A 7,542-nucleotide genomic window follows, 5' to 3' on the forward strand; every position below is an offset into this window, starting at 1 on the left:
CTCAGCCGCACCGGCTACACGGACGATTGTACGTTATTAACGTACAGTAGTCCTCATGAGACGAGCGACGACACCCCGAGCCAATGACGTACGAGCGCTTCGCTACGGTAAGAATGGGGGCGTGCCTCGACGTATCGATCCGCCCGCTGACCGGCCGGAGCTCGTGCAGCTCGCCGTGACGGTCTTCGGCAACGAGGCCAAGCACGAAATCGTGCGCTACCTCGCCGACGGCCAGGCTTCCTACCTCGGCGCGATCGTCGAGGGAACCAGGCTCCCGCGCAGCACGGTCACGCCACACCTCTCAGAGCTCGAGGATCTCGGGGTTGTCATCGGCGACATACCCCACGGGCAGCGCAAGGGTCGCAGCGTGCTCTACACGGTGAACCGTGAGCGCATGGCGGAGCTTCTTGAAGCCTGGGTGACCTACGTTTTTGGCGCGGAGTCGGTGAACTACTTCCTAGATGGCGGGTACATCGCGGAAGCTGGGCACCGGCACAACTCTGCAAAGGACCTGCCGTAGGGCGATGAACCCAGAGAGCGTGCCGGCGGTCACCTGCGTCCACATATAGGCCCCGTTCGCCTTCGCCATGCGGACGTACTCGGTCGCCGTCGCGCCGTCGCGACCGGCAAGCTCGACGAACTCACCGAGGCGGTGGTGGTCCTCCGGGTGAACCAGCTCGGTGAGCATTCCGCTGGAGACGTCCAGGAGCTTGTGCCGTCGCCAGCCCGCGGGGTCCCAACGCTCGAAAGTTCCGTAGTCCAGGTTGATGGCCATGTACAGGGCCCCGGGGTCGAGCTTGAAGAAGTCCGCGATCTGCACTTCAGGCATGGGCTCGAACAGAGTCGGCTGAACCTCCTCTAGCGGCGAGCGCGAGACGTGGCTGATGCCCCGTATGAGGACGCGCCCGGCGTCGTCGGTGAACGCGCGGGCCGCGAGCCTCATCGGTATCGGCAGACCGTCATCGTCCTTGATGGTGTAGCTCAGGATGTGCAGCTCGTCCGAGGGGCGGCGCGCCCCCTGCTCGATCAGGTCCGCCATGCGCCCGCGACTCTCCACGGTGAGCCGATCGGCGTACCACGCCGAGACGTCACGCGGGCGGCTGGGATCGGGACTCTCGTCGCCGTAGATGTCGGACATCGTCTCGTCCCAGTAGGCAGATCTCGACCCGAGCCTGCCGGCCCCGGCAGGCTCGATGACCCACTCCCACACGCCCACCTGTGGGGGCTCTGGGGTCGGCTCACCGAGGTTGGTCACGATCCCCATTGCGCCGACCGGCTCGCCGGAGTACGGCGCGATTAAGGGGCGCGTGCGAACTACGAACTTCTCGTCGCGGAAGGTGAGCGGCTCGTCTATCCCGGCAAGGCTGTCGACCGTCTCGACGAGCGCAGGGAACAGCAGGCGCGCTCCGACGCTTCCCAGCTGGGAGCGGTGGCTGAGTCCTTTGACGTTCTCGTCGTCGATCAGAAGGACTGGGCCGCGGGCGTCGATCACGACCCAGCGGCCGGTGTCCTTCGCCTGACCCATCAGGGGTACTCCACGCTGTCGGGGTCCTCGGGACATGCCTGGAGATCGAACAAGGCGTCAGCGAGCTGCACGCGCTGCTGTGACGCCGACAGCGCATCCCACGCGTCACGGCCTCCCGCGCGACGGTGCGCGAGTTCCAGCCCGAGACGGCGCCGGCGGTCGGCCACGTTCTCTCGGACAGACGGGGCCAGGGCTTCGTCCATGGCCCGCATCGTACGACGGGGCAACCGAGATGTCCGAGGAGCGAGCACGGCGCGCCTGGGGCGCGACCTCCGGCCAAGCGCTAACCTTTCCCTGGCCCTCGCTCTGCGTCAGAGCAGTGGTCACGCCTCGAAAGTAGAACGACCCTACGAGGGAGTGACCATGCCTGACGCTCTCCGGGCGGCTGTAGCCGCCACGGACCTGCTTGCTGCTATCGCTAGGACCCCCGGCCCAACGCCGCTCACGGCGCTCCGGTCCGGCGACCGAGTCGTCAGCCACCGGCGAGCGCGGGAACTCGATCTACTTCTCGCCGCCGGCATCGTCGAGCGGGACGAAGAAGCCGTCTGGATCAACCGCGCGACGGTACGCGACGCCCTCCGCGCCGCTCACTGCCGTGCCGGAGCGCCAGCGTGGGCGTGAGCCTCGACGAGGTCGCCGACGACGTCTTCGTTGCCCGCACAGGACTCGTGAACTGGCTCCTGGTCCGCGAGGGACGGCACGTCCTCGCGATCGACTCCGGCTATCCCGCAGCCGCCGAAGAGTTCATGCGCAGCGTCACCCGAGTAGGCGGCATGGGTTCGCAGCTGACAGCAGCGATCATCACCCACGGCCATGCCGACCACCAGGGCGGACTAGCAGAGGCGCGCCCCAGGGTCCCGATCTACGCCCATCGCGACGAGCTCGGAAACGCCCGGCGGGACGTCCTCCACCAAGTCAACGCGCGCGCTCTCGGCGCCAGGCTCCTGGCGCCCCGTGTCGCCGTGTGGGCCGTGCGGGCGATCCGGCACGGAGGGCTCAGGCACTGCCCAGTGCCAGCTGTCGCACCACACGGCGGGCTCGCGAACCTCCCCGGTGCGCCTCGTATCATCCACTCCCCCGGGCACACCCCAGGCCACGTCGCCGTGGCCATCGACGACCGGCGTGTGCTCGCCACAGGCGATGCGCTCATCAGCGAGCACCCCTGCCTTCCGCGGCGTGATCACGTGCGCGGGGGTGAACTGCCCGCGCACTTCCACAGCGACCCCTGTCAGGCCAGCGTGTCCGCTTCTCGGCTGCGTGGCGCAGCGAGCGACTACCTCCATGTGCCCGGTCACGGCGCACCGTACGTTTTAACCGTATGATTGAACGCGTGCTCGTGAACCTCGGCCAAGGTGGTGGCCGCCCCGTCAGGTGCGTCGCCCCTGGACAGCGCGCACATTTGGTGCAAGCGACACGCCGCAGAACATCTTCTGCTTCCGCTTGCGCTAGCGCTACGGTCGACGGCATGGCCACGACCAAGAGCAAGCGGGCACGGAGGGCGTGGGGGTCTATCGATCCCAAGACCACGTCCGTCCTGTACGCGCGCGTCCCCGACGACGCGAAGGCGGTCTATGACTCCATCGCCGATGCGGCGGGCGTCTCGCTCGCCGTGGTCCTGACGGAGATCGCCAAGCACCTCGAGCTCGACGAGCATGGCCGTCCGGTCTGGTGGAAGAGCGCCGACCAGGGCGACGCCGCGCAGGGTGTCTTCGAGATCCCCCACACCCAGGGACAGGAGGGGTTCGCCCGCAAGAGCGCCTAACCCCATAACGCAGAGCGGCCCGGCCCCCGAGGGGGCCGGGCCGGAGTCCGAAGCCCTTCACCCTCAAGCTTGGCGGCGCGGGAGGTGATGGGTCCGGTTCGACGCACTCTCGTGCGTCCTTCGTCTGGAGACCACCATACCTGCATCAGCCGACAGGCACCTACAAGAACTTGGCGACACGCCGAGCGGGGCGCACCCCGAGGCGGGGTCGCCGGCGGAGCAGTGGGCCGCTACCGCGCGGCTCCTGGCCGGCCGTGAGCGCGTCCGGGTCGGTGTCCGCGGCCGCCGCAACGGCCAGTACACCGTGGAGTACCCCACACGCGGTGAGCGGCCCCTGACGAAGCTTCTCCCCCGTTCTGGGCCTGCCGCGGTGTTGGTGTATGGGCTGGACGGCACCTGCCGCACGCTGTGCCTGGACCTGGACGTCACCGACGGCGACATGGCCGCGACGGCGGCCGAGGCCGCCAGCCTCGAGCGGTGGCTCGTCGAGTGTGGCGCCCGGGTCGTCACCGACGTGGGCCCCACGGGCGGCCGCCACGTGTACGTGCCGCTGGCCGACCGTATTCCCTTCGATGTCGCGCGCGAGCTCGTCGAGGCACTGGCGCTGCTCTTCCCGTCCTTGGACCCGTCCCCGCACCGCTCGGTGCGGTCCGGCTGCATCCGCACCCCTGGCGCCCTGCATAAGAACTGGGGGCACCAGCAGCTCACGATGTCCCTGAGCGCGGCGTACGACGTCCTCCGGCGCCCGAACGGCGCCGACGTCGTGGAGTCCATGCGCGTGCGGCTGCGCCCGCAGATCGCGGCATGGCGCGCCCGCGCCACTCCTCCCCGCGGCCGCCTGGAGCTCGCCGGGGGCGTCGACATCGACGAGCACTCCCCCGCCCAGCCGGCCGGCCAAGCAGGCGATGTCCGCGGGCCGGTGCTGCGCATCGCCCGCGAGGGGATCTACGACGTCGCCCGCTACCCCACCCCGTCCGAGGCCCGCGCCGCGGTGATGGCCGCGGCCGCCCGCGCTGGCTGGCGGCTGGCCGACGTCGCCGCCCGCATCGAGGACGGCCGGTGGGCCGGCCTGGCGGCGCTCTACGCCCACCACTCCCCTGGCTCCCAGCGCCACCGGATCACCCGCGACTGGGCCGCCGCCGCGGCCCTCGTCGCCCGCACCGAGAAGACGAACCCCCAGGTCAGACGCCATATCCAGTCCGAGAATGACACTGTCCGTAGATCGAACACAAGCGCCCGAGAGTCACAGGGGGGGGCCACCCCGCCCCCCGCCAGCGATCCCACGCTCGGTGACGAGCACGGCTTCATCCGAACCTGGCGCGCTGCCCTACGGACCACCGAGCAGCACCGGTTCCCTGGCAGGGCCGGATACGCGGTGCGGTTCGTGCTGAGAGCGCTCGGGGGTTTCGCGCACTCCACGGGGTCCCGGTACGTCGCGGTCGGCACGCGCTCCCTGGCGATCGCGACCGGTGTGGAGCACTCCACGGTCTCGCTCGCACTGAGGGCCGCTGCGGCCGCCGGCTGGTGCGACCGCCTCGAAGCAGCTCACGGCGAGCACGCCGACCTGTATGCCCTGACCATCCCCACGGACCTCGCCGATCGCGCCGACGAGCTGCGTTGGGACACTGGGAAGCTTCACGGCCTGCGGCCCGCGTTCCGCGCGCTCGGGCACGTTGCCGCTCTGGTGTTCGAAGCGCTCGAGACCGGCCGCGCCGGCTCGGTCCTCGAGGCCGCACGGACCACGGGGATCAGCCGCTCGGCCGTGCACGAGGCCGTCGACGCGCTGGCCGCCTGGGGCCTCGTCTCCCGTGACGCAGCAGGGGACCTTGTCGCGCACTCCGACCGGCTCCTCGCGGCCGCCGAGCAGCTCGGCGCCCTCGACGTCGTCGCCGCGCAGATCCGTACCTACGCCCGGCATCGCATCGCGTGGCGCGCCTACCTGCAGCGCCACGACCCCGAGGCTCAGCCCGGCGACGTCGACCACTCCCCTGACCCCGACGACCTCGCATGGCTCGACACCGCCGGCTGGTGGCTACCACCCGACGCCGCGGCGGGCCCGCACTGGACCGTCGCCGACGTCATCGGACGCACGGGCTGAAAGGCCCCTCCTCACCTGCCGGGACCTTCTGTCGTTGGAGTGCGAGCCAGGTGGTGACCAGTCGATCAGTCGGGTAACATCGGCAACAGGAAACAGCATTCCCCGCGTTACCCGATCGCGAAGGAGGCAAGGATGGTCGACCAGACCCCCGAGCAGCGCGCCGCCGAGGCCGCCGAGGCGCTGGCCGCCGCCGGCCACGCGGTCACCGCCCGCGCCGTGCGCGAGCGGACCGCCGTCAACGGCCCCGGCGTCCGCACAGCCGTAGCCGCAGCGGCGGCCAGAGAGTGGAAGGAGCGCGAGGACGCCGCCCGCACGATCCCCGACCGCCCCGAGGAGCTCGAACGCCCCTTCGACGTCATCTGGCGGACCGCTCACACCCTTGCCGAGGCCGCCTACGTCGACGAGCGAACCGGCCTGCAGGCCAAGGTGCAGCAGGCCCAGGACGAGCGCGACGCGCTTGCCCGCGACCTCGAGAATGTCGAGGCAGAGCTCGACGAGGCCCGTCACGCCCTGGACGAGGTTCGCGCAGGGGCCCAGGCCGCGGCCGAGCAGGCCCGCGAGCGAGCCGATGAGGCTGCTGCGGCGGCCGCCGCAGCATTGGCGGCCGAACGCAGCCGCGCGGACCGCGCAGAGGCATCCCTCGCAGCGGTCGAGGCTGAGCGTGACCGGACCATGGCCGAGCGCGACCGCCTCGTGGCCGCACTGGCCTCCGCCGCGGCCGGCAGCTCCCCCGCCGCCGACGACTAGGCCGCCCCCCGGCGACCTTCGCTCCAGCGAGGCGTCGCAAGTTCAACTTGGGATCCAAGCGTCGCTTGGACTGCCAACAGTGCAAGGAAAGTAAGCAAACCGAGAAATGCTAGGAAGCCAAGAGAATCCCGCAGTGCAAGGACTGTGAGGATAGGCAGCGATCCCAGGAGTGCTCGCGTGTCGTGCACGGCTAGGGATCCTCGTAACTCTATGATTCCGAGGATTTCTAGGATTCAAACCCTTCGAAGGAGGACGGACACGTGGCTAGAGCTGCGACCGCATCACGCACGATCCCGCTGGTGGCACGCGATCTCCTGACCCGCGTCGTCACCGTCATCAACGGCAAGGGGGGAGTCGGCAAGACGACGATCGCGACGAACACCGCGGCGTTCCTGGGGCTCTCTGGCTTCCGCGTGCTCCTGGTGGACGGCGACCCTCAGGGCAACGTCGGCTTCGATCTCGGCTACGCCGACACCGAGCGTGACGACTTCGGAAAGAGCTTCGCGGCCGCGCTCCTGTTCGGGAACGAGGTGAACGTCCTGAAGGACGCACGTCCGGGAGTGGATGTGATCGTCGGGGGCAAGGAGCTCCACCACGCCAACGCCGCCCTCGCCGCCGCCAGGCGGGGCGAGGAACCACGTGACGCGCTGGCACGGGTGCTGGCACCCCTGGCGGAGCAGTACGACCTCATCGTCATCGACTGCCCTCCGGGCGACGAGGCGCTGCAGACGGCGGCGATCGCTGCAGCTCGCTGGGCCATCGTGCCGGCCGGCGTCGATCGAGGGACGCAGCGGGGCCTTGTCGAGGTCGCGGAGCGCATGGAGGGTGTGCTGGACCTCAACCCTGACGTCGAGCTCCTCGGCGTGGTCGTCTACGGCGTCGAGAAGCAGGCGACGGTCGTGGAAGAGAACACCCGCCAGATGATCGCGGAGGCCGTTGGCACGCGAGAGGTGCTCTTCCAGACCACGATCCGCCACTCGAACACGGTGGCGCAGCAGACCCGGAGCAGGGGCCTGCTCGTTCACGAGCTCGACGACTACGCCCGGTCCCAGCCAGAGTGGTGGAAGATCCGCCGCGGCGAGGCCGAAGCAGGCCAGGCCGTATCCCGGACCGCAGGGAACGTCGCCGACGACCTCCACGCACTCACGCAGGAGATCGTCGAACGCCTCACGGCCCGCGAGAACGAGGAGGCCGCACGATGAGCACCCCCGTGCCTGACCGAGCCATCACCGGCCTCGCGCCGCGCCCCAAGCCCGCAGCCGGGGCCCTCCTGAAGCAGAACCGCCCAGCAGCTCCGCAGAGCACGCAGGAGGATGAGCCGGACACCGCCGCAGCGCCGACACCCGCGGACCCTCCGCCGCCGTCGCGCGCGCGCACGACGAAGAAGTCGCCCAAGCCCCGGGCGACTTC

Annotated in this window: 9 protein-coding genes; 7 read left to right on the top strand and 2 right to left on the bottom strand. The window is 70.0% G+C overall.

The annotated features are described in order from the left end of the window. Positions 1-121 precede the first annotated feature (121 nt). Entirely contained in the window at positions 122-520 is a 399-nt protein-coding gene (locus AAG589_RS21155) for an ArsR/SmtB family transcription factor (protein ID WP_430569283.1), read from the top strand. Here the strand turns inward: AAG589_RS21155 and AAG589_RS21160 are convergent. Together AAG589_RS21160 and AAG589_RS21165 are read right to left on the bottom strand one after the other, a co-directional pair. Continuing rightward, a complete protein-coding gene (locus AAG589_RS21160) occupies positions 458-1,525 on the bottom strand; it encodes a PAS domain-containing protein (protein ID WP_430569284.1) in 1,068 nt (355 codons plus the stop codon). The genes AAG589_RS21155 and AAG589_RS21160 overlap by 63 nt on opposite strands. Then, entirely contained in the window at positions 1,525-1,728 is a 204-nt protein-coding gene (locus tag AAG589_RS21165; RefSeq protein WP_430569285.1) for a hypothetical protein, read from the bottom strand. Before AAG589_RS21165 ends, AAG589_RS21160 begins: the two co-directional genes overlap by 1 nt. Before the next feature lie 414 nt (positions 1,729-2,142). Here AAG589_RS21165 and AAG589_RS21170 point away from each other — a divergent pair, with 414 nt between their 5' ends. From AAG589_RS21170 to AAG589_RS21195, 6 genes are all read left to right on the top strand, one after another. After that, positions 2,143-2,847 carry an MBL fold metallo-hydrolase gene (locus tag AAG589_RS21170; protein WP_430569286.1) on the top strand — a complete coding sequence of 235 codons (705 nt, stop codon included), beginning with the start codon at positions 2,143-2,145 and terminating at the stop codon, positions 2,845-2,847. Between the two features lie 143 nt (positions 2,848-2,990). Beyond that, positions 2,991-3,287, top strand: a complete 297-nt coding sequence (locus AAG589_RS21175; protein WP_430569287.1) for a hypothetical protein — start codon at positions 2,991-2,993, stop codon at positions 3,285-3,287. Positions 3,288-3,663: 376 nt separating this feature from the next. Continuing rightward, a complete protein-coding gene (locus AAG589_RS21180) occupies positions 3,664-5,385 on the top strand; it encodes a helix-turn-helix domain-containing protein (protein WP_430569288.1) in 1,722 nt (573 codons plus the stop codon). Positions 5,386-5,517: 132 nt separating this feature from the next. Then, positions 5,518-6,132: a DNA-binding protein gene (locus AAG589_RS21185; protein WP_430569289.1), complete on the top strand. Its 615-nt coding sequence runs from the start codon at positions 5,518-5,520 to the stop codon at positions 6,130-6,132. 299 nt (positions 6,133-6,431) lie between these two features. Then, positions 6,432-7,334, top strand: coding sequence for a ParA family protein (locus AAG589_RS21190; RefSeq protein ID WP_430569290.1), 903 nt, complete (start codon positions 6,432-6,434; stop codon positions 7,332-7,334). 8 nt (positions 7,335-7,342) lie between these two features. Then, positions 7,343-7,542: hypothetical protein (locus AAG589_RS21195; RefSeq protein ID WP_446719777.1), on the top strand; the 200-nt coding region annotated here is incomplete at its 3' end.

It is taken from the genome of Isoptericola sp. F-RaC21, assembly GCF_038593535.1.
GTDB lineage: Bacteria > Actinomycetota > Actinomycetes > Actinomycetales > Cellulomonadaceae > Isoptericola.